General features: G+C 65.0%; 18 protein-coding genes. 15 read left to right on the top strand and 3 right to left on the bottom strand.

The features are described from left to right. The first annotated feature begins 5 nt into the window (after positions 1-5). The gene (locus M9955_23025) at positions 6-653 is read left to right on the top strand and encodes a helix-turn-helix domain-containing protein (protein MCO5084516.1); all 648 of its coding nucleotides are present in this window, start codon (positions 6-8) and stop codon (positions 651-653) included. Between the two features lie 124 nt (positions 654-777). Here M9955_23025 and M9955_23020 read toward each other — a convergent pair whose 3' ends face one another. Continuing rightward, on the bottom strand, positions 778-1,608 hold the full coding sequence (locus M9955_23020; protein MCO5084515.1) for a universal stress protein: 831 nt from the start codon (positions 1,606-1,608) through the stop codon (positions 778-780). 275 nt (positions 1,609-1,883) lie between these two features. Here M9955_23020 and M9955_23015 point away from each other — a divergent pair, with 275 nt between their 5' ends. The 3 genes from M9955_23015 (at position 1,884) to M9955_23005 (ending at position 5,309) form a co-directional block, all read left to right on the top strand. After that, positions 1,884-3,407, top strand: coding sequence for an AAA family ATPase (locus tag M9955_23015; GenBank protein ID MCO5084514.1), 1,524 nt, complete (start codon positions 1,884-1,886; stop codon positions 3,405-3,407). A 177-nt stretch (positions 3,408-3,584) separates the two neighbouring features. Next, positions 3,585-4,838 carry an MgtC/SapB family protein gene (locus tag M9955_23010; protein ID MCO5084513.1) on the top strand — a complete coding sequence of 418 codons (1,254 nt, stop codon included), beginning with the start codon at positions 3,585-3,587 and terminating at the stop codon, positions 4,836-4,838. 84 nt (positions 4,839-4,922) lie between these two features. Next, positions 4,923-5,309 (top strand): hypothetical protein, encoded by a 387-nt coding sequence (locus M9955_23005; GenBank protein ID MCO5084512.1) that lies wholly within the window; start codon positions 4,923-4,925, stop codon positions 5,307-5,309. Between the two features lie 33 nt (positions 5,310-5,342). Here the strand turns inward: M9955_23005 and M9955_23000 are convergent, their stop codons facing one another. Together M9955_23000 and M9955_22995 are read right to left on the bottom strand one after the other, a co-directional pair. Then, positions 5,343-8,144 carry a cation-translocating P-type ATPase gene (locus M9955_23000; protein ID MCO5084511.1) on the bottom strand — a complete coding sequence of 934 codons (2,802 nt, stop codon included), beginning with the start codon at positions 8,142-8,144 and terminating at the stop codon, positions 5,343-5,345. Between the two features lie 45 nt (positions 8,145-8,189). After that, positions 8,190-9,161 (bottom strand): calcium/sodium antiporter, encoded by a 972-nt coding sequence (locus tag M9955_22995; protein MCO5084510.1) that lies wholly within the window; start codon positions 9,159-9,161, stop codon positions 8,190-8,192. Positions 9,162-9,750: 589 nt separating this feature from the next. On the opposite strand from M9955_22995, the gene M9955_22990 reads away from it, so the two are divergent. The 11 genes from M9955_22990 to M9955_22940 all read left to right on the top strand — a co-directional run bounded on the left by M9955_22990 (position 9,751) and on the right by M9955_22940 (position 22,133). Beyond that, complete coding sequence (locus tag M9955_22990; GenBank protein ID MCO5084509.1) at positions 9,751-10,467, top strand: GntR family transcriptional regulator; 717 nt, start codon at positions 9,751-9,753, stop codon at positions 10,465-10,467. Positions 10,468-10,512: 45 nt separating this feature from the next. Beyond that, entirely contained in the window at positions 10,513-11,517 is a 1,005-nt protein-coding gene (gene dctP / locus M9955_22985; protein MCO5084508.1) for a TRAP transporter substrate-binding protein DctP, read from the top strand. A 78-nt stretch (positions 11,518-11,595) separates the two neighbouring features. Then, positions 11,596-12,108 carry a TRAP transporter small permease gene (locus M9955_22980; GenBank protein MCO5084507.1) on the top strand — a complete coding sequence of 171 codons (513 nt, stop codon included), beginning with the start codon at positions 11,596-11,598 and terminating at the stop codon, positions 12,106-12,108. Beyond that, entirely contained in the window at positions 12,105-13,385 is a 1,281-nt protein-coding gene (locus M9955_22975) for a TRAP transporter large permease (GenBank protein ID MCO5084506.1), read from the top strand. Before M9955_22980 ends, M9955_22975 begins: the two co-directional genes overlap by 4 nt. Positions 13,386-13,402: 17 nt before the next feature. Then, complete coding sequence (locus tag M9955_22970) at positions 13,403-15,436, top strand: FAD-dependent oxidoreductase (GenBank protein MCO5084505.1); 2,034 nt, start codon at positions 13,403-13,405, stop codon at positions 15,434-15,436. 39 nt (positions 15,437-15,475) lie between these two features. After that, entirely contained in the window at positions 15,476-16,450 is a 975-nt protein-coding gene (locus M9955_22965) for an aldo/keto reductase (protein MCO5084504.1), read from the top strand. A gap of 269 nt (positions 16,451-16,719) precedes the next feature. Further along, positions 16,720-17,919 (top strand): FAD-binding oxidoreductase, encoded by a 1,200-nt coding sequence (locus M9955_22960; GenBank protein ID MCO5084503.1) that lies wholly within the window; start codon positions 16,720-16,722, stop codon positions 17,917-17,919. Beyond that, entirely contained in the window at positions 17,916-18,263 is a 348-nt protein-coding gene (locus M9955_22955) for a RidA family protein (GenBank protein MCO5084502.1), read from the top strand. The genes M9955_22960 and M9955_22955 overlap by 4 nt, the downstream gene beginning before the upstream one ends. Before the next feature lie 91 nt (positions 18,264-18,354). Continuing rightward, the gene (locus tag M9955_22950) at positions 18,355-20,055 is read left to right on the top strand and encodes an ABC transporter substrate-binding protein (GenBank protein MCO5084501.1); all 1,701 of its coding nucleotides are present in this window, start codon (positions 18,355-18,357) and stop codon (positions 20,053-20,055) included. 99 nt (positions 20,056-20,154) lie between these two features. Next, positions 20,155-21,105 (top strand): ABC transporter permease, encoded by a 951-nt coding sequence (locus tag M9955_22945; protein MCO5084500.1) that lies wholly within the window; start codon positions 20,155-20,157, stop codon positions 21,103-21,105. Continuing rightward, positions 21,102-22,133, top strand: a complete 1,032-nt coding sequence (locus M9955_22940) for an ABC transporter permease (protein ID MCO5084499.1) — start codon at positions 21,102-21,104, stop codon at positions 22,131-22,133. The genes M9955_22945 and M9955_22940 overlap by 4 nt, the downstream gene beginning before the upstream one ends. The last annotated feature ends 3 nt before the right edge of the window (positions 22,134-22,136 follow it).

Raw genomic sequence — 22,136 nt, 5'->3', positions numbered from 1 at the left:
CGGTCATGGCCTTCCTGGAAACTTCGGAGATTTCTCTTCCGCCCCAAAGCGCATGGGTTTCGGACCAACCTGCGCGCGCCGTCCCGAACGCGCAGCCGCCGATCTTCTTCCCGGCCGGAGCGGAAATCTACGCACAGGGCGAGAAATGCCGTGCCCTCTACAAGGTCGAGTTCGGCGCGGTCCGGGTCTATCGCCTGCTTGCCGACGGCCGTCGCCAGATCTCTGCCTTTCATCTGGCCGGCGAGGTCTTCGGCTTCGAAGCGGACAACATCCACCACTTCTTCGCGGAGGCCATCTGCGCCACCGGGCTTCAGGCGCTGCGCGTCTCTCCCGGCCATGACATGGCCGGCGCGCTGCTGCCCGTGGCGTTGAAGGGACTTGTCCGCGCGCAGGAGCATCTTCTGGTCCTCGGACGGCAGAACGCGATCGAGCGGATCGCCGCTTTTCTGGCGGATATGGCCGAGCGTCAGGGCGGATTGAGACAGATCGAGCTCCCGATGTCGCGCGCCGACATCGGCGATTATCTGGGCCTGACGATCGAGACCGTCTCTCGCGGCTTCACGAAGCTCAAGCAGCAGGGCGTGATCAGGCTGCCTAGCCTGCGCAGCGTCGAGATCGCGAAGTGGCAGACGCTTCACGATCTGGCTGCTTGAAACGAACCCGCTTTCTCCGGCTTCGCCGGTACTGCATGCCAGCCCGGTCCCTTGTCCCTGCCTGCTGCGACGCCTGACGCCGGCAGGAGCCTCACACCGGGCTCCTGCATGACTTCAGCGAGACCTAGCGCGCCATCAGGATCGGCAGCGGCGGCTCGTCCAGCATCGCTTTCGTCACGCCGCCGAAGATGCGTTCGCGCAACCTTGAATGGCCGTACCCGCCCATGACGAGCAGTTCGGCCGAGCAGTCCACGGCGTGGCGGCGAAGTGTATCCGCCACCGAGCGGCCTTCGCTGGATAATCTGTCGACCGTCACCTTGACTCCGTGCCGGGCCAGATACGCGGCGGCGTCAGCGCCCGGCTCCTCGCCCTGATCCCCGGCAATGGGATCGACGAGCGCGAGGCGCACGTCCTCCGCCGCCACCAGCAGATCCAGCGCCTCCCGAACCGCGCGGGAGGCTTCGATTCGGGAATCCCATGCGACCACGACCCGCTTCGGCTTCAATGTGGGTTTGAAACCGCCGGGAACGATCAGCAGGGGCTTGCCGGACGAAAACAGCGCTCCCTCGATCACCTTTTCCTTCAGCAGTTCCGACGACAGCAATTCGGGTCCGACGAATGTGAGATCCGCATATTGCGCACGGCGGCCGACGGTTTCGTCGGCCCAGGTGATTTCGGTATATTCGCTGGAGACGTCGGCCGAGATCGCCTCGGCGGCAAGCAGCGCCGTGATCGCGCCGGCGCGTGCCTTCAGCCGCTTCTCGTCGGCCTCCCGCTCCTCCAGCCACGCGTCGGAGATGACCGCAACATATCCGCCTATCGGCGGCGCCGCCGCGAGTTCCGTGACGAGCACCGAAAGATGCGCATCGGCTTCCTCGCACAACCCCGCCGCGAGTTTGATGTCGCGGTCGTTCGCCTCTGTCCCGACGACCGTCAGTATCGTTTTGAAGGCCATGAAAGCCGCTCCTTTCCATTTGCGAACAATTTGATTGAGCGCCGCAAGCTAGGCCGCGACACAGGGCCGATCCTTGCGCTGCGTCAATTCCCCTTACGTCATCCGCGCTGCGTGCTGAAACACTCTTGATCCTCATCAAGGCTGGCGCACGTCCCCGCCCTATAAGGGGAACGGCGGAGTATCGACAGTTGTGGACACCTGACCCGCAACTGCAACCCGGCAACCTGCGGCCATGCCGGTCGTTGGTTCTCCTAACGGGACGACAGGTGCTGAGAATGATCGCCGACGACCAACACGCCGCAACCACCCTGCTCGCGGACCCTGCCACCCATCATATCGCCGGGCCGGTGGAAACGATCGAGACACATATCTCGCGGATTTTTCTGGCGGGCGACCGAGCTTACAAGATGAAGCGCGCCGTGAAGCTACCCTATGCCGATTTCTCGACGCCGGAACTTCGGCTCGCCACCTGCCGCAAGGAGGTCGACCTGAATTCCGGCACCGCGCCGGGCCTCTATCTCGGCGTCAGACGCGTCACGCGGGAACGGGACGGGAGCACGGTTCTCGACGGTGACGGCGAATTGATTGATGCGGTGGTCGAAATGCAGCGTTTCGACCAGTCCGCCCTGCTTGACCGGATGGCGCTGGCGGGAGCGCTGACACCTGAACTCATGACCGATACCGCGCGCATGATCATACGCTTCCATCGCTTTGCCCCGGTGGTCCATACAGGGGGCGGCAGGGCGAATCTGGCGGGCGTGCTCGACATCAACAGGGCGGGTTTCGCCACCAGCCACGTCTTCGATCAGGACGAGGTTGCAGCCTTCGACGTCTCGTTCCGCGCGACTCTCGCCCGCCACGCGGCGCTGCTCGATCGCCGCGAGGCGGCAGGAAAAGTCCGGCGCTGCCATGGCGACCTGCATCTGCGCAATATCTGCATGCTGGACGGCGAGCCGTGCCTGTTCGATTGCATCGAGTTCAACGACCGGATCGCGACGGTCGACGTGCTCTATGACCTCGCCTTCCTGCTCATGGACCTGTGGCATCGCGGCTTCCCGGGATTCGCCAATCTGGTCATGAACCGCTACCTTGATGAAGCGGACGATGAGGACGGGTTCGCGCTGCTGCCCTTCTTCATGGCCGTCCGCGCGGCCGTGCGCGCGCATGTCACCGCCACCCAAGTCGAGGAGGCGGCCAGCGGAACCGACAGCCTCGCCGCAGAGGCCCGATCCTATTTCGAGCTGGCGACGGATCTGCTGCGCGACCACCCTGCCCGGCTCATTGCCATCGGCGGCCTGAGCGGTTCCGGCAAGACCACCGTCGCGGAGGCGCTGGCCGCACATGTCGGCGCCCCGCCCGGCGCCCGCATCGTGGAGAGCGACCGCATTCGCAAGGCACTGCATGGCGTGCCGCCGGAAACCCGCCTGCCGGACAAGGCATACCGGCCTGAGGTCTCCGCGATGGTCTACCGCGAGATGGCCTGGCGCGCCGGGCTGATCCTGTCGGAAGGCGGATCGGTCGTCGCGGATGCGGTCTTCGACCGGCCTGCGGACCGCGAGCGGATCGGCAGGGAGGCCGGCGACCGCGGTCTGCCCTTCCTTGGCATCTGGCTGGAGGCCGATCCGGACGTGCTCTGGCAGCGGGTCAGCCAACGCAAGGGCGGACCGTCGGACGCGACGGTCGACATCCTCTCCCGGCAGCTCCAGAGGCAGGCGGACGGGATCGCCTGGCGCCGCGTGGACGCCGCGCGTCACCCGGCGGAGATCGTCGCCGACATACTTCGCTTGCCCGCCGCCTGACGCGATCCGCGCGCGACCAACCGCGGCGCCGGGACCTGGCTTGATCCGGACGGCGGCTCGTGGTCCTGTTTCACGACGGCACGAAGATCGCGCATTTCAGGGCGGTCTCCGTCGGGCAGATCGTGCGTCGGGACGCGACCGGCTGCCTCCGCTTGCTGTCTCAACTGGGTCGTCGCTATGGATTCCCTTGTCGCGCGTTTCGGTCTGGCCCTCGCCATCGGCCTGCTGGTCGGGCTTGAACGCGGCTGGCGCGAGCGCGACGCGCCGGACAAAAGCCGCACCGCTGGAATCCGCACCTACGGAATCTCCGGCCTTTTGGGCGGCGTCATCACGGCGCTTGCCGAAGCCACCGGTGCGACGCTTCTGCTCGCCGCAGGCTTCCTTGGATTTGCGGTGGTGTTCGCGTGGTACAAGGCGCGCGAGGCGAGCCACGATGAGGATTTCAGCGTCACGGGCGTCATCGCCGGTCTCGGCGTGTTCGCGTTGGGCGCGCTCGCGGTGGCAGGCGACACCCGCGCGGCGGCTGCTGGCGGCGCGTTGCTGGCCGCGGTTCTGGCGAGCCGGGAAATCCTGCACGGGCTGCTGCGGCGACTGACCTGGATCGAACTGCGCTCGGCGTTGACGCTGGCCGTCATGACGGCTGTGATCCTGCCCGTGCTGCCGGACCGGACGGTCGATCCTTGGGGCGGGCTCAACCCGCGCGAAATCTGGTTTTTCACCGTTCTCACCGCCGCCCTTTCGTTTCTCGGCTATGCCGCCACCCGCATTCTGGGCCAGACGCGCGGCCTGCTCCTCAGCGCGCTGGCGGGCGCCGCGGTCTCCTCCACTGCCGTGACGGTCGCGCTCGCCAGAACTGCCAGGGGCGGCGGCAGCCCTTTGCCGCTCGCCGGCGCGGCCGCATTGGCGGCGATGGTCTCGATCCTGCGCACCTGCATCATCGTGCTGCTCATCGGCCCGGCAGCCTTTGCTGCGGTGGCCCCGGTGGCGCTGGCTGCGGCCGCCTGCTTCGCGGCCTTCGGCGTACTGTTTCTGTTGCGCGCCGACCCACAGGCTGCGACCGACGCGCCGGCGCGCAATCCCTTCGAACTGGTGCCGCTGCTCCTTTTCGCCTTTCTCTTCGGCGCCGTTTCGACCGTAAGCGCGGCACTGGCCGGGACCGTGGGCAGCGACGGATTGCTGGCGACATCGGCGCTTTCGGGCGCGTTTGACGTGGATGTCGCGACATTGAGCGCGCTTCGTCTGATCGGGCCGGTGATCACGTCGGACATGGCCGGAAAGGCGGTGCTCGCCGCCCTCGCCGCCAACACCGTGGGACGGCTATCGATAGCCGTCCTGGCAGGCCCGGTCCGCTTCTGGGCGCCGCTGGCCGCAGCGAATGTTGTAGCCGTCGCCGTGGGTTGCGGGGCATTTTTCCTGTTGCCGGCGTCATGACCCGGCAAAATCGCCAAACGGTTTGACCCCGGTCAAAGCCGCTGCCGCGATGCTGGTCGATGGATGGCACAGAAAGGATGTCCAATGACCACGCTGAATGACCTCACTCCCAGCTTCCGCAGCATCCGGCTGCTTCTGGCTCGCGGAAGGGGCCATCCGGCCGGCGAACGCGACATGGGCTATGACATACTGGCCCCGCTCGACCCGGATGGGCGGCTCCTGGCGACTGAATGGAAATCGCATCAGACGGCATGCCGCGTCCGCCAGTTCGGCGCAGGAGGCACCGATCGCATCGGTCGTCTCAGGCGCAAGCCCGGTGGCCAGTGGTATTTCGACTATGCCGAGGGCGAGCGCGACGACGAGGTGGGCTTCCGGTTCGGCGAGGAACGCTTCGTGGTCGGCGAATACGTGTCGGTAAGGTCCGGCGGGACCGAGCACACCTATCAGGTGGCCCGCGTCGAAAAGCCATAGCCGCCGAAACGGCGGCAAACGCACGCCGCAGGCTCAGCGTCGGCGCGCGACAAGCTTGGTCAGTTCCCGCAGCCACAGCACCGAACTCGCCGTCGCCGCGCAGACCAGCCAGTCCATGACGCTCAGGCTGACGGTGCCGAATGCCTGCTGCAGGAAAGGCAGGTGGACCACCGCCACGTGCAGGGCGAGCGACAGGCCGACCGCTCCCCAAAGCCACGGATTGGCGAACAGTCCCGAAAAGGCGCTCCGTTCGTCGGACCGGGCGTTGAAGACGTTGTAGAGCTGGAACAGCGTCAACGTCGTGAACCCCATCGTCCGGGCATATTCTATCGTCCCGGACCCCTCGATCAGGCCGCCCGGCAGGGAGGCGTCGATGACGGCGAGCGTTCCGGCGGCCATCACCACGCCGACGAAGACGATGCCCGCCCACATGCGACGCGTGATCACGCCCTCGCCACGCGGACGGGGAGGCTTTTCCATGGTGCGGCTGTCAGCCGGGTCGACGCCCAGCGCCAGCGCGGGCGCTCCGTCGGTGACGAGGTTTATCCAGAGGATCTGGGTCGCGAGCAGCGGCAGGACGAGGCTCTCCCCCTCCCCGGCCACGAGGCCTATCAGGTCGGCCAGCAGCACGCCGAAGAACATGGTCATGACCTCGCCGATGTTCGACGACAGCAGGTAGCGCAGGAACTTGCGGATGTTGGAGAAGATCGCGCGGCCTTCCTCCACCGCCGCGACGATGGTGGCGAAATTGTCGTCCGCCAGCACGATGTCCGCCGCCTCCTTGGAGACGTCGGTTCCCGTGATGCCCATCGCGATGCCGATGTCGGCGGCCTTCAGCGCCGGCGCGTCGTTGACCCCGTCGCCGGTCATGGCGACGGTCTCGCCCTGATGGCGCAGCGCCTCCACGATCCTGAGCTTGTGGGCGGGATCGACGCGCGCATAGACCGACACCTCCCGGGCCATGCGGTCGAGATCGTCCTGCGGCATCGCTGCCAGCTCGGCGCCGGTGAGCACGCGGCCGTCTTCGCTGATGCCGAGCTCTCCGGCGATCACGGCGGCCGTCCGCGGATGGTCGCCGGTGATCATGATGGCGCGGATGCCCGCCTGCCTTGCCCTGGCGACCGCCTGAAGAGCTTCCTCGCGCGGCGGATCGATCATGCCGATCAAGCCGAGGAAGACGAGGCCATGTTCGATCTCCTCGCCGAAGGCGCCGTGGTCCGCCGCATCTTCCGGCAGCGAGCGGAAGGCGACGGCCAGCGTACGCATCGCCTGTCCGGCGAGAGCGTCGTTCGTCCACAGTATCTCGCTGCGCCGTTCCGCTGTCAGAGGCCTCGTTTCCTCGCCGACGAGTTCGTGCGAGCAATGCCCGAGCAGGACGTCCGGCGCTCCTTTCGTGAAAGCGCGCAGCCCTTCGTCCCGGTCGGCGTCGGTATGCACCGTGCTCATCAGCTTCCGTTCCGACGAGAACGGGATCTCCGCCACGCGCGCGAATCTGGCGTCGAGGGCCGCCGCCTCCAGACCGGCCCTGCGAGCCGCCACGATCAGCGCGCCTTCGGTCGGATCGCCATGGACCGACCAGCGGCCCTCGCGATTCTGGAGAACGGCGTTGTTGGCGCGGTCCGCCGCCGCGAGCGCACGCACGATCTCCGCTCTCAGCGCGGCATGGGCAGCATCGTTCAGATCCGGCTCGACGCCGCCTTCCGGAGAGTATCCCGCGCCCTCGAAACGCGCCGAACCGCTGGCCGTCACCATCCGGCGCACCGTCATCTCGTTCCTGGTGAGCGTACCGGTCTTGTCGGAGGCGACGACGGTCGCCGACCCAAGCGTCTCGACGGCCGCGAGGCGGCGGACGATCGCGTGCCGCGCCGCCATGCGCTGGACACCGATGGAGAGCACCGCCGTCACGACGGCCGGCAAGCCCTCGGGCACCGCCGCGACCGCCAGAGCCACGCCGAGGATCAGCACGTCGAACGCCCCGGCAAGGCCGGTAATGTCCGTGACAAGGAAGATCACACCGATCATCGCCACCGCTATGGCGATGACGATCCCGCCGAGCAGGCGTCCGACCCGGTCGAGCTCCTGCTGGAGCGGCGTGCTGTCGTCGGGCGTCTGCGCAAGCATCCCGGCTATGCGGCCCATCTCGGTGCCCATGCCGGTCGCGGTCACCACGGCGGCACCGCGACCGCGTGCAATCGCGGTGCCGCTGAACAGCATGTTGGTGCGGTCGCCGACTCCCGCTCCCGCGTCCACCGGACCAGCGTCCTTCGATACGGGAATGCTCTCGCCTGTCAGCGGAGCTTCGGCGGCCTGCAGCGCGGAGGTCTCGATCACGCGGGCGTCGGCGGGAACCGTATCGCCCTCCTCCACCACGATGACGTCGCCCGGTACGAGGAGTTCCGACAGGATCTTGCGCCTTTCGCCGTCGCGCACGACCGTCGCTTTCGGCGCCGCCATGCTGCGCAGGGCCTCGGCCGCAGCTTCCGCGCGCGACTGCTGAACATGGCCCATGATCGCGTTGAGGAACACGATGCAGAGGATCGCGATCGCCTCGTAGGGCAGTTCGGAGTCGCGTTCGTGCAGCCACAACCCGGCGGAGATCACTGCAGCGGCGATCAGCAGCAGCACGAGCGTGTCGGTAAACTGTCCGAGGAACTTCAGCCAGGCCGGCCGCTGCGGCTTCTCGTCCAGCCGGTTATGTCCATATTTCTCGAGCCGTGCCGCCGCCTCGGCTTGCGACAGGCCGGTCGTCGCATTCGATCCGAGCGCGGCGATCACGCGGTCGGCGGTGTCGCGGTGCGGCTCCGGAGAGAAGGTTCGAGAATCGTCTCTAATCAAGTTTCACGGCCTCCGCGATGGTGCCGGGACTGCCACGCCTAGCATTCATCCGCGCGCGACCAGGAGATAGGTCATATAGATCATATAGGCGGCGACGAATGCCGCGCCTTCCATCCGACTGACGCGACGACCGCTGAGGAAGATGGGCACGCAGACCAGAGCCGCCATGCCCATGACGGGAATGTCGATGCGGATCAGTTCCAGCTCCACGCCAATGCCCGACGACGGCACCAGCGCCGTCACGCCCAGGATGATGAGGATGTTATAGACGCTGCTGCCGAGCAGGTTCCCGACCGCGATGTCGCGTTCCTGACGCAGCGTCGAAACCACCGTGGTGACCAGTTCCGGCGCGGAGGTGCCTATGGCTACGATGGTGAGGCCGATGAACGCATCCGATACGCCCAGCATCCGGGCGAGATCGACAGCGCCGTCGACGAGCCAGTCGGCCCCCACCACGATCACCGCAATGCCCGCTACGAGGGCGGCAGAGCTCGCCACGATGTCGCGTCCGGGATGACGCTCCGGAACAACACCGTACTCCTTGGCGAACTCGGCCTTGACCGCTCTCCCCTCCCGCCGTGCCGCGAGGATGATGCCGGCGGTATAGACAAGACCGGTCGTGACGAGAATCGCCCCCTCCGTCCGCGTCAGGACGCCGTCCCATGCCATCACGACGAGGGCGAGCGCGGCCAGCGTCATCATCGGCAGGTCGAAGCGCAGCGTTCGCATCTCCAGCGCCAGAGGCATCAGCAATGCGCTTAGACCGAGGATGAACAGGATGTTGAACGTGTTGGTGCCGGCGATGTTGCCGATGGCCAGCGAGCCGCTGCCTTGCAACGCCGCCTCTATACCAACCGCCATCTCCGGCATGCTGGTGCCGACCGCGACGATGGTGAGGCCGATCAGAATAGGCGGAACGCCGACAAGCGCGGCGAGCCGCGTCCCGCCCCGGACCAGCAGTTCCGCGCCGACGACCAGCGTGACAAGGCCGAGCAGGCACCAGCCGAGCGCGCTCATGGCGCGCGCCGCGTCGCAGGAGTGCAGTCACGCGCGCTCAATTGCAGTCTCGATCGAGCCTGTCGGGAAACAGATGCAGCATCTCCCTGCCCACGGCCGCCGTATGATTTGCAAGATCATCCGCTTCCCTTCGCCTCCCCGACCAAATGCCAATATGACGCGCCGAACCGGATTGAACCGCAGGCCGACCGCGGCGTCGACCCCTACTTGTTCCCCGGCCCACCGACCAATCCTTGATCCGCGTCAAAACCGAACGGTGCGAACGGTCGCCGCTTGATGCCAAGGACCTTTGGCGAGGCGCCCTCACCTGTCGGCCGATCACCACAGGCCATCATCGCCGATAGCAGGCGATCGCCCTCCCGACAATTGCGGGACGCATATGAGTTTTGCGCAAGATGGACGATCAACCGATACCGCCCGTAGTTCGACATAGACGCCCGGTCGACCTCACGCTCGGATGAACTTTCACCGGCTGCGTCCCTGACAGCCTTTTGAGCCGGAATTTCAAACCCTCGCAAAGAATCCGGTTGCCTACTTCGATTGTATGTAATTATTGTATCCAATCATGGGATGCGACAGGAGGATGGTTTTGGCAAAGGCATCTGCAACCCAGATTGCAGTTGAACAGCTCCGCGCCTCTATTCTCACGGGCGAAGTCCTGCCGGGCGCGAGGCTGATCCAGGAACAAATCGCCGAATCCTATGGGCTGTCGCGCATTCCGGTGCGCGAAGCGCTGCGCCTGCTCGAAGCGGACGGGCTCGTTACCTATGAACGCAACAGCGGCTATACCGTCGCCCGCGTCGACGTCACGCAGCTCCACAGCATCCAGCGGCTGCGCCAGCTGCTTGAAGCGGAATCAGTGCGCCAGACCTCGATGGCCGGCGAACTGGGACTTGATCTCGCGGCGGAGATGCGAAAGGTCCATGTTGGCCTGAAGGCGATGTCTCCGGAAAGCTCGACCGACGTCGCCCGGTGTACGCGCAGCTTTCATTTCACCTTGTTCGAAGCATGCCGGGAGCCGGTGCTGCTGCGCATATTGCGCAATTTATGGGATTCGACCGACAGCTGGCGGACGATCTACTACCGCCTTGTCTTCGCCTCGGAAGCCGATCACCGCAAACAGGTGTTCGAGGAGCACGAAAGGCTGATGCGCGCCGTCGGGGCCGGCGATGCGCAGCTCACCATCGAGATACTGGACCATTTGCGCGACCGCGGCATCGCCGCTGTCGAGAAGGCGGTCGTCCAAAGCCGCTCGCAGGAAAACAGGCTGCAGGCGCACCTCTTGCTGAGGACGCTGCAAGCCTGAAGCATAACGAAAACAATGTGGTACCTAATGGGAAAGGTAAGGAAAATGGGAGTTCTGAATATCACACGACGCCTCGCGATGACCTTCGTCGCAGGGAGCACGCTGTCGCTTCTCGCAAACGGCGCAAGCTTTGCGCAAGACAAGGTGCTGCTGCGCCTGGCGCATGGCTACACGACGACCTCCGTCGAGCAGGAAGTCCTGACGGCGACGGCCGATCGCATCCGCGAACGCACCAGCGGCGCGCTGGACATCCAGATTTTTCCGGCGAATGAGCTCGGTACAAACGCCGACATGGTCGAGCAGGCGGTCTCGGGCGGCAACGTCATCGTCTTTGTCGATGCTTCCGGCGCGGCCGAAAAAGGCTTTCCGACCCTCGGCATCCTGTCTGGCCCCTTCCTCTTCGACAGCGGGGAGCAGGCGCAGAAATTCGCCAAGTCGGACATGTTCAAGAGCTGGACCGAGGAACTGGCCGCGAAAGGCAATCTTCGCATCCTCGCGCTGAACTGGTTCGACGAGCCCCGCGACATCATCGGCGACCGGTCTTTCGCGGACCCCGCCGCCCTGAAGGGAATGAAAGTTAGGCTGCCCCCTCTCGCCGCGTGGCTCGCCACCTTCGAGCCGCTCGGCGCCATTCCGACAAGCCTTACCTATGGCGAGACCTATGGCGCTCTGGAACAGGGCGTGGTCAACGCCACGGAATCCTCTCCCAACGCCATCTTCGCGGCGAAGTGGCATGAGGTCAGCAAGCACCTCACCCGCACCGGCCATATCCGCCCGTGGCTGGGATATGCGATGGGCGAAGACACGTTCAAGGGCCTCAGCGAGGAACAACGGGCGATTCTCGTGGAGGAATTCACGGCGTCTGGCGAGACAGCGGCCAAGACGCACACGGAGCGCACCAACGGCCATATCGAGCAGATGAAGGCAGCCGGAGTCGAGGTGCACGAGGCCGACATAGCGGCCTATCGCGCCGCGACGAAGGACTTCTATGCCAATTCGAAGGACTGGTCCGCCGATCTCGTGGATCAGATCCGCGCTCTCGCCCAATAAACGGGACGCGGCTGTCCGGCTAGTGCCGGGCAGCCGCCAACCTACCGGACAGATTCGATGAAACGGATAGTCCTTTTCGTGGAAGACGACCTGCCGGCTATCCTGCTGGCTGTCATGGTCGCGGTCCTCAGCGCCGAAGTCTTCGCCAGATACCTGCTTTCGCATTCGATCCTCGGAGCAACCGAGATCGCCGAACTATGCTTCGTGTGGCTTGTCTATCTGGCAGCCATCGGCGTCATGCGCCGCCGACGCCATATCAGCGTCGACGCGCTTCGTCTGCGCCTGCAACCGCGCGGCCGGGCGCTGCTCGACTCGCTTACGAACGCGATCATGGCGGGCACGTTGATCCTGCTGGTTCTGCGTGCGTGGACATTCGTCAGCCGCACCAACTTCTCTCCGCTGCCGGCGACGGGCCTGTCCCGCCAGGTGCTGGCCATCGCCGTGCTGGTGGGAATGGCGGGGATGCTGGCGCATGTGCTGCTGCATCTGGTCGCGGCTTTGCGCGGGGCGTTCTCGGAAGGCTACGACGCCGAGCCGGAGAGCCTGGGGGAACTGGACGACATCGAACAGGGGAAGGGCTCGGCATTATGACGATCATCCTCCTGCTTTTGCTGATGATTGCGCTGATCGCCATCGGCCTGCCGATCGCCTTCTCGCTGCTGATAACGTCCATCGTCTATTTCACCGTGACACCGAGCCTCGACATCATCGTGGTGCAGCGCATGGTGACGTCGCTCGCTTCCTTCCCGCTTCTGGCGGTGCCATTCTTTGTGCTCGCGGGCACAATCATGGTTCGCGGCGGCATCGCCGAGCGGCTCATCGGGTTCGCCGACGTGCTGGTCGGGCATCTGCGCGGCGGGCTCGCGCAGGTCAACGTGATGAACAGCGTCCTGATCGGCGGCATGTCGGGGTCCGCCAGCGCCGACGCGGCCATCGACAGCAAGGTTCTGGTGCCGATCATGCGGCGCAAGGGGTATTCGAACGGGTTCGCAAGCGCGTTGACCGCGACCTCGTCCGTGTTCTCGCCGCTCCTGCCTCCTTCCATCAGCCTGGTGATCTACGGCGTGATGGCGGACGTCTCGATCGGCGATCTCTTCATGGCAGGCATCGGTGTGTCGGCCGTCATGCTGGTCGTGATGATGCTCACCGTGCATATCCTGTCGATCCGCAACGGCTATGCTCCGTCGCGCGGCCGCGCCACGCTCGGGGAAGTCTGGGTAGCCTTTCGGGCTTCGATCTTCGCTCTCCTGATGCCGGTCCTGCTGCTCGTCGGCCTGCGCGCCGGCGTCTTCACGCCCACCGAACTGGCCGCCGTGGCGGTGGTCTATTCGCTCGTCGTCGCGATGTTCGTCTATCGCGAAATCCGCTGGCGCGATCTGCCGCTGATCTTCCGCGAGGCGGCGCTCACCACGGCCATGATCATGCTCATCATCGCCGCGGCCGGCGCTTTCGGCCTTGTCGTTTCCTATGAGCAGATCCCGCGCCAGTTGAAGGCATTGCTGGACGCGGCCTCGATTTCCCCGACGATGTTCATGGTCATCCTCTCGATTGCGCTGCTGATCGCCGGAACCGTGCTGGAATCGCTGTCGCTTATGATCATCCTGATACCCGTGCTTGCCCCGATGGGCGCGGGCCTCGGCATTCCGCCCGAACAGCTCGGCCTGCTGCTGGTTCTGATCTTCACACTGGGCGGCATCACGCCGCCGGTCGGCACGATCACCTTCACAGTCTGCGCCATCACCGGCTGCCGTCTTGGCGAGTTCACCCGCGCTTTCCTGCCGTTCTTCGCCGGAATGCTGCTGGTCGTGCTTGCCGTCATCCTGTTCCCGCCCCTCACCACCTGGCTGCCAGCCGTACTACGCCACTAGCCACCCGGGATCTTATCATGTCGCAGGACCCGCTTTTCCAGCCATTCCGGCTGAAACATCTCACGCTCCGCAACCGGATCGTCAGCACCTCCCATGAACCCGCCTATGGCGAGCAGGGAATGCCGAAGGATCGCTACCGGCTGTATCATCTCGAAAAAGCGCGAGGCGGGGTTTCGCTCACCATGATCGGCACCTCGATGGTGGCGCGTGACAGTCCCTCCTCCTTCGGCAGCAACCTAGTGCTGCACCGCCCCGAGATCGAGACGTGGTTGCGCAAACTGGCTGACGATGTCCATGCGGAGGGCGCGGCGGTGATGCTGCAGGTCACCCATCTCGGCCGCCGTACCAGCCACTATGCGGGAGACTGGCTGCCCGCCCTGTCGGCTTCCGCCATTCCGGAACCGTTCCATCGCGCCACGCCGAAGATCGCGGAAGACTGGGACCTCGAGCGGATCATCGCGAGTTACGCCGCCGCCGCCCTCCGCTGTCGCGAGGCAGGTCTCGATGGTATCGAGATCGAATGCTACGGACATCTCTTCGACGGGTTTCTGTCACCGCTCACCAACAAGCGCACGGATGCCTGGGGCGGCACACCCGGGAAGCGGCTGGCCTTTCCCCGCGCCATCGTGCAGGCGATCCGCAAGGCGGTGGGGCCGGACTTCATCGTCGGCCTGCGCGCCGCGGTGGACGAGGACGATCCCGACGGCATCTCGCTCGAGGAAGGGTTGAACGCCGTCCGCGTTCTCGCCGGCGACGGCATCGACTTTCTCTCGGTGATCAAAGGCACGATCGGCAATGACGAGGGGCTCGCGCGGGTGATCCCGCCAATGGGCACACCCTCTGCCCCGTTCCTGGACTTCGCGGGTCAGGTAAAGCGCGCGCTCGACCTGCCGGTCATGCATGCCGCCCGGATAAACGACGTTGCCACCGCACGCTACGCGATCCGCGAAGGCCTCCTTGACCTGGTAGGCATGACCCGCGCGATGATGGCCGATCCGCATCTCGTCAACAAGGCGGCCACGGGCCTGGGCGACCGCATCCGGCCGTGCGTCGGCGCCACCTATTGCCTGGACGCTCTTCACCGGACCGGCGACAGCAAATGCATCCACAATCCGTCGACCGGTCGCGAAGGCACCATTCCGCATGTCATTCCGAAAAGCCGGACGCCCGGCCGCCGGGCCGTGGTGATCGGTGCCGGGCCTGCGGGGCTGGAGGCCGCCCGCGTGCTGGCCGAGCGGGGGCACACGGTCACCGTTTTCGAGGCGAACAAGGCGCCCGGCGGGCAGATTCTCATCGCCGCGCGGTCCCAGCGCCGGCGCGACTTGATCGGCATCGTTGACTGGCGGCTTGCGGAGGCCGAGATCCTCGGCATCGATATCCGTTGCGGCGTCTATGCGGGCGTCGACGACGTGCTTGCGGAGACCCCCGACATCGTGATCGTGGCGACGGGCGGATTGCCGGACCGGAGCTTTTTGACGGAGGGCGAGGAACTCGTCACTGACAGCTGGGAAGTGATGACGGGCGCCGCGCTATCGGGAGACGTCCTCGTTTTCGACGCGATGGGCGGCCACGCCGGACTCGACGCGACGGAAACGGTCGCGGCGTCCGCGGCGTCGGTCGAATATGTGACGCCGGCACGCACCGTCGCGCCCGAGGTCGGGCCTCTTACATCGCCCGGCTATCTGCGCATGTTTGCGGAGCGCGACGTGACAACCACGCTGGGTTGGCGGCTGGGTCGCGTGACACGCGCGGAGGGTCGCCTCTGTGCGCATCTTGTCCATGAATATTCGAGCATGACCCGGACCCGCATCGTCGACCATGTGGTCGTCGAGCAGGGAACCTTACCCAATGACGAGCTCTATTTCGATCTCGTCCCCCACTCCGTGAACCGGGGCGAACTCGATCAGGAAGCCTTCGTCGGCATCCGTCCGCAGGACATCATCCGCAATCCCGGCGGCAGCTTCAGGCTCTTCCGCATCGGGGACGCCGTGGCAGGCCGCAACATCCACGCCGCCATCTATGACGCCGCGCGGCTGTGCTTGCCAATCTGATCCAACTTACCTCCAGAAAAGAGCGGTTCTGATATGACAATGACTTATGTAAATCTCGGCAAGTCGGGCCTGAAGGTCTCGCGCCTCGCCCTTGGCTGCATGACCTACGGCGATCCGAAGGCCGGCACCCACGACTGGGCGCTGGGCGAGGCGGAAGCCCGTCCGTTCATCCGTCAAGCGATCGAGGCCGGCATAAATTTCTTTGACACCGCCGACGCCTATTCGGCAGGCGCCAGCGAAGAAGTCGTCGGAAAGCTGCTGAAGGAGCATGCCCGTCGCGAGGATATCGTCATCGCCACCAAGGTGCATTTTCCGGTCGGCAAGGGCGGGCCGAACAGGCAGGGCCTTTCGCGCAAGGCGCTGATGGCGGCGTGCGACGCCAGCCTGAAGCGGCTGGGCACCGATTTCATCGACCTCTACCAGATTCACCGCTGGGACCCGCAGACTCCGGTCGAGGAAACGCTGCAAACGCTGGACGATCTCATCAGGGCGGGAAAGGTGCGCTATATCGGCGCTTCGTCCATGTATGCATGGCAGTTTTCGAAGGCTCTCTACACTTCCACGATCAACGGCTGGGCGCGCTTCGTGTCCATGCAGCCGCACTACAATCTCCTTTACCGTGAGGAGGAGCGCGAGATCATTCCGCTGTGCCAGGATCAGGGCGTCGGCGTCATTCCCTGGAGTCCGCTGGCGCGCGGGCGCCTGACGAAGGTCGCTTCCGACAGCGACCGCAGCAGGCTCGACCCCTTTGCGCAGAGCCTCTATCTGGCCGAGGACGAGAAGATCATCGAGACCGTGGCCCGCATCGCGAAGGCGCGCGGCATTCCCATGGCGCAGGTCGCGCTGGCCTGGACGTCGAGCCGGCCGGGAATCACCGCCCCCATCATCGGCGCGACCAAGCCGCACCACATCACCGACGCGGTAGCGGCTCTGTCCGTGGGGTTGACGGATCAGGAGGTTGCCGACCTCGAACGCGGCTACGCACCGCGAGCCGTATCGGGCCTGTCGCGCTGAGCCAGCACGTCGGCGGCCATTGGCCGCCGACGCCGCCTCGCATGTTGATAGCGCCGTCGGGCCCGGACACGCAGGCGCGTCCACAAAAAACGGGTTGCTATCGAAAATCCCGATACAAACCCCCTAAAAAATTTGATTTGTAAATCATAGTCCCAACCGTATGGTTTCCATGAACATGTCCTGACACGCAGCACCGGAAGGGCCGTGACGTTCGTGAAACCGACGATGCAGCGCGCTTTACGCTCCCGATGTCAGGCGGTGCCTTCCTGATGGCGAGCGTCTCGCAAGCGTCCGCTCCGGCAGAGGCCGACATCGTCATTGTCGGCGGCGGGATAGCCGGCGCAAGCGCCGCGTTCGAACTCTCTCAGTTTGCATCGGTGATCCTGCTGGAGCGCGAGAGCCAGTTCGGCTACCATTCCACCGGGCGCTCGGCCGCGAGTTTCACCGAGAATTACGGCAACGCCCTTATCCGCCGCCTGGCGATAGCCAGCCGTCCTTTCCTCGAGGACCCGCCGACCGGATTCGCTGACCATCCCCTTATGGCGGATCGGGGGATGATCACCGTCGCGCGCGAGGATCAGCTCGACCTGCTGGACAAAGAGCTTGAACGCGCCCGCGCGCTCGTGCCTTCGATGCGGGCAATGGAGCCGGCCGAGGCGATCGCGCGGGTGCCGGTCCTGCGCCCGGATTACGTGGCCGGCGCCATACTGGAACCAGACTCGCGCGAGATCGACGTGCATGCGCTGCATCAGGGTTTTCTGAAGGGCGCCAGAGCGCGCGGTGCGCGGCTCCACATCGATGCCGGCGTCGAAGCGGTCGAGAGGTCCGGCGACCGCTGGCTGGTCGAGACACGGCAGGGAAGCTTCCTCGCGGAGACGCTCGTCAACGCGGCCGGCGCATGGGCAGACGAACTGGCGGTCATGACCGGTATCACCCCGGTTGGACTGACGCCGAAGCGCCGCACTGCCTTCAACATCCCGGTACCCGACGGCATCTCGATCGCGGGCTGGCCGCTCGTCAACGATGTCGGCGAAGAGTTCTATTTCAAGCCGGATGCCGGCAAGCTCTTCGTCTCGCCGGCGGACGCGACACCCTGCGAGCCGATGGACGCCTTTGCCGAGGAGATCGACATCGCCATCGGCGTGGACCGGCTCGAGAAGGCGACCATCATCTCGGTCCGAAGCGTCTCGCACAGCTGGGCGGGCCTCAGGACCTTCGCCGCCGACGGCTCGCCGGTCGTCGGCCCGGACGATCAGGGGAAAGGTTTCTTCTGGCTCGCCGGTCAAGGCGGCTATGGCATCAAGACCTCGTCCGCCCTTTCGCGCGCTGCCGCCGGGCTGATCCGCGACGGACGCCTGCCGGACGATCTCGCACGGCTCGGCATCGACGCAGCCGATCTGGCGCCCGGCCGGCTGCGCAGATCGAGGGAGACGGTAGAGCTTCCCGCCATGACGGAGATGATTGCATGACGATTGAGCGGATCGAAAACGGACAGCGCTTCTGCCGGGTGCTGCGGCACAACGGCACCGTCTATCTCGCCGGCATGACGGCCGACGACCTGACCGGCGACACCACCAACCAGACCGAGCAGGTGCTCGCCAAGATCGACCATTATCTGGCGGCTGCCGGATCGGACAAGACGAAGCTGCTCAGCGCCGTGATCTGGCTGCGCGACATCGCCGACTTCGAATTGATGAACAAGGCCTGGGACGGATGGATCGATGGCAGCGCCATGCCTGTCCGCGCCACGGTGGAGGCTCGGCTCGCCGGCGACGGTTACCGCGTCGAGATCATGGTGACAGCCGCGACCTGACCATTCAACGGGAGACAATCGCCCGTACGGCCGCGGGACGGACATCAGATTTCAAGACCCGACTTCGACGAACCAAGAAAAGGGGAACAAAATGGCCAAATCCGAACATATCCTGATTCCGAAGCTCAAGGACCAGCTTCGTGGCGGTGCGATGGACCGCCGCGAATTCATCCGCTTCGCCACGCTTCTCGGCGTGTCCGCGGGGGTAGCCTACGCCACCGCCGGACTGCCCTCGCCTGCCATGGCTGCCGACAATATGCCTTTCCCCGCGCCAGACCCGAACGCCAGGCCGGGCGGAATTCTGCGGGTCGGCCAGCGCGTCGCCAAGATGGACGATCCTGCGACCTATAGCTGGAACGAGATGTCCAACCAGACGCGCCCGGTGCTCGAATACATGACCATGGTCGGCCCGGACAATGTCGTCAGGCCGATGCTGATCGAATCCTGGACGCCGTCGGACGACCTGAAGACGTGGACGCTCAACGTGCGCAAGGGCGTCATGTGGCACAACGGCGAAGAACTCACGGCCGAGCATATCGCCTGGAACATCCTGCGCTGGACGGACTCGGCGACGGGCTCATCTGCGCTCGGGCTTTCCACTTTCTCGGCGCTCTCCACGCCGACCGGCGAAAAGAACGACAAGGGCAAGCCGATCCGCAAGCCGACTCCGAATGCCGTCGAGATCGTCGATGCTCATACCCTGAAGCTCAACCTGGCAACGCCGGTGCTTTCGGTCGCGGAAGACTGCGCCGAGTATCCGACCCTCATCGCGCATCCCTCCTTCAAGGCGCCTTTCCCGGACAACCCGATCGGAACCGGCCCCTATACGCTGGCGGAACTGAAGGTCGGCGAGCGCTGCATACTGAAGCGCATAACCAAGACCACCGACGGCAAGGACCTGAAATATTGGGGCGGCGACGTCTATCTCGATGAGATCCAGTTCTATAATTACGATCAGGACAACCAGCCTGCGGCGGTCGCCTCCGGCAGCGTCGACATGATCTACGAACTGACCGTGGATCAGCTGGAACTGGCACGCACGATCGAAGGCGCGCAGATCAAGTCCGTGGAGACCGCGCAGACGCTCTGCTGCCGCATGCAGGTTGATCAGAAGCCGTTCGACGATATCCGCGTGCGCCAAGCGATCGTGAAGGCCGTCGACAATGCCGCGATCAAGAACCTCGTGTTCCCGGAAGGCGGGGGAGTTGCCTACAACTATCATGTCAGCCCCGTGCAGCCCGAGCATTTTCCGCTGCCGGAACTCGCTCAGGACATCGAAGGAGCCAAGGCGCTTCTCGCCGAGGCCGGCTATGCCGATGGCCTCGACCTGACGATCGACGTCGGCAATACCGACGGACCGTGGCACCAGGCCGTGTGCGAGGCGTTGCGCGATCAGCTTCAGCAGGTCGGCATCAATCTCGCCGTCAATGTCATGCCGACGACGAAATTCTGGGAGATCTGGGACAAGACGCCGTTTGGCGCGACCTCCTGGGCGCATCGCCCGCTCGGCACCATGACGCTGGCGCAGGCCTATCGCACCGGCGTTCCGTGGAACGAAACCCACTTCTCCGACCCGGAGTTCGACAAGGCGCTCGCCGAAGCCGAGGCGACGCTCGACGCAAACGAACGCAAGGCGAAGATGGAGAAGGTCGAGAAAATCCTGCAGGACGCTGCTGTCATGGTGCAGCCGCTCTGGCGGCCCGTCTACAATCTCGCAACCGCCAGGGTACATGGCTACGAGCCGCATCCGGCAAGGCAGATGCAGCTCACCAAGGCGTGGATGGAAACTTGAACCACAGAGCCTGGGCGGCAGGCCTTATAATTGGCCTGCCGTCCGCAGCCATGGGATTCGGTTTCGCCGCCCGGCGCCGACGGGCGGGTAGCGGGTTGAATGCTTAAACTTGTTTTTCGTCGCGTCGCCCAGATGCTTCTGATCATGGCGACCGTCTCGCTGATCCTGTTCGCCGTGTTCGACAGCGACCAGTTCCGGCGGCGCATTGCCGTGTCGGAACTGGGAGGTTTCGGCGTCGCCACCTTGTCGGAACAGGACTATCAGGCGTGGCTGGACAAGAAAGGGCTCAATGAACCCTTCCTCAAACGCTACGTCGAGTGGATCGGCAATGTCGCCCAGGGCGAACTCGGCCAATCGATGGAGAAGAGCACCCCGGTGGGCATTTTGCTTTCCGAGCGGCTGCAGAACACCGCCGTCCTCGCCTTCGCCGTCTTCCTCTTCATGATCCCAATCTCGCTGACGCTGGGCGTGCTGGCAGGCATGGACGAAGGCTCGCTGCTCGACCGCGTCATCTCTTTCGGCGCGGTCCTCACCACGTCGATCCCGCAGATCGCCACGGCGGTCCTTCTGACGGTCGTGCTTGCGCTCGGGTTGGGCTGGGTGCCGACCAAATCGGCTATGATCGGCGGCTTCACCTGGAAGGAAATGGTGCTGCCGGTGCTCACCCTGCTCGTCTACGACATCGGCTACGTGGTGCGCATGACGCGTGCCTCGATGGCCGAGGTGATGACCTCCCACTACATCCGCACCGCGGTCCTGAAGGGCCTGCCTCGCGGGCGTGTGATCCTGAAGCACGCGCTCCGCAACGCGCTCATCGTGCCGTTCACGCTGATCTTCCTGCAGCTCAACTGGCTGCTCTCGCAGGTGGTCGTCGTCGAAGTCTTCTTCCAGTACGCCGGTTTCGGCAGCATGCTCTACGATGCCGCCGTGTTCGGCGATATCGCGGTGGTGCAGGCTGCCACGATGGTTGCCGTCGCCGTCGCCGTAATGTCGCAGCTGCTGTCGGACCTGGGCTACATGTTCCTCAATCCGCGGGTGCGTTTCGCATGACCGCCGCGACCGACTTCGGAACAGCCGGCGATCGGTCCTCGATTTTGCAGCGGCTTTCCACGCCGCGCGGCATCGCGGTGCTGATCGCGCTCATCTACCTGCCGCTGCTGGCTTATGTGATGTTCGGCCGCTCGCTCGGCGCCGCGCAATCCTATGTGCTTGTCCCCGCGACTCCCGCGGTGATCCTGCTCTACGTCATGGCGCTCAGGTCCTGGCGCGAGTCTCGCATTGCCGTCATAGGCGCGACGCTGGTCTTCTTCTGGCTGCTTATGGCCGTCACCGCGCCGTATCTCCCGATCCTCGACCCCAACAAGCCGATCGCGCCCTATGCCGCGCCGGGCACAGTCAAGAATGGCGTGACGTTCCTGCTCGGGGCGGACATGCGTGGCCGCGACGTGCTGGCCCGCACCATCTGGGGCTGCCAGCGCGTGCTGGTCTGGGGCATCACCGCGACAGCCATCGCCTATATCATCGGCGCCGCGTTCGGGCTGATGGCAGGCTATCTCGGCGGCTGGTGGGACGAGATCATCTCCTTCATCAGCAACATCCTGCTTGCCTTCCCGGTGATGGTGCTGCTCATCCTGATTCTCAACTATCTCGGACAGAGCGGTTTCAACATCGTCGTCGCGGTGACGGCGTCGTCCGCGCCGGGCATCATGCGCATCGTGCGCGGCCTGACGCTCGATACCCGAACGCGCGACTACATCTTCGCCGCGCAGACCCGGGGCGAACACCCGATCCGCATCATGCTCATCGAGATTCTCCCAAATGTACGTGGACCCATCATCGTCGATGCATGCCTCAGGCTCGGCTACACGACAGTCGCCATCACGACGCTGACTTTTCTCGGCCTCGGCCTGCAACCGCCGGACCCCGACTGGGGATTGATGATCAAGGAAGCCGCGACGGCGGCCCTTGTCTGGAAATTCGCCTACATGATCATCGTGCCGGCGATCGCCGTTTCCAGCCTCATCCTGGGCTTCAACCTCATGGCCGACGGCCTGCGGGAAATGAGCCTGAGGGACTGATCG

It is taken from the genome of Rhizobiaceae bacterium, assembly GCA_023953845.1.
GTDB lineage: Bacteria > Pseudomonadota > Alphaproteobacteria > Rhizobiales > Rhizobiaceae > Arvimicrobium.
Note: the sequence above shows the minus strand (reverse complement) of the source record. Positions and strands in the feature narration are given on the sequence as shown.

Bases quoted from the DNA above. Each gene is read 5' to 3' on its own strand.
- M9955_23025 (MCO5084516.1), top strand. From the start codon at position 6: ATGGCCTTCCTGGAAACTTCGGAGATTTCTCTTCCGCCCCAAAGCGCA.
- M9955_23020 (MCO5084515.1), bottom strand. From the start codon at position 1,608: ATGGCCTTCAAAACGATACTGACGGTCGTCGGGACAGAGGCGAACGAC.
- M9955_23015 (MCO5084514.1), top strand. From the start codon at position 1,884: ATGATCGCCGACGACCAACACGCCGCAACCACCCTGCTCGCGGACCCT.
- M9955_23010 (MCO5084513.1), top strand. From the start codon at position 3,585: ATGGATTCCCTTGTCGCGCGTTTCGGTCTGGCCCTCGCCATCGGCCTG.
- M9955_23005 (MCO5084512.1), top strand. From the start codon at position 4,923: ATGACCACGCTGAATGACCTCACTCCCAGCTTCCGCAGCATCCGGCTG.
- M9955_22995 (MCO5084510.1), bottom strand. From the start codon at position 9,161: ATGAGCGCGCTCGGCTGGTGCCTGCTCGGCCTTGTCACGCTGGTCGTC.
- dctP (MCO5084508.1), top strand. From the start codon at position 10,513: ATGGGAGTTCTGAATATCACACGACGCCTCGCGATGACCTTCGTCGCA.
- M9955_22975 (MCO5084506.1), top strand. From the start codon at position 12,105: ATGACGATCATCCTCCTGCTTTTGCTGATGATTGCGCTGATCGCCATC.
- M9955_22970 (MCO5084505.1), top strand. From the start codon at position 13,403: ATGTCGCAGGACCCGCTTTTCCAGCCATTCCGGCTGAAACATCTCACG.
- M9955_22965 (MCO5084504.1), top strand. From the start codon at position 15,476: ATGACTTATGTAAATCTCGGCAAGTCGGGCCTGAAGGTCTCGCGCCTC.
- M9955_22960 (MCO5084503.1), top strand. From the start codon at position 16,720: ATGGCGAGCGTCTCGCAAGCGTCCGCTCCGGCAGAGGCCGACATCGTC.
- M9955_22955 (MCO5084502.1), top strand. From the start codon at position 17,916: ATGACGATTGAGCGGATCGAAAACGGACAGCGCTTCTGCCGGGTGCTG.
- M9955_22950 (MCO5084501.1), top strand. From the start codon at position 18,355: ATGGCCAAATCCGAACATATCCTGATTCCGAAGCTCAAGGACCAGCTT.
- M9955_22945 (MCO5084500.1), top strand. From the start codon at position 20,155: ATGCTTAAACTTGTTTTTCGTCGCGTCGCCCAGATGCTTCTGATCATG.
- M9955_22940 (MCO5084499.1), top strand. From the start codon at position 21,102: ATGACCGCCGCGACCGACTTCGGAACAGCCGGCGATCGGTCCTCGATT.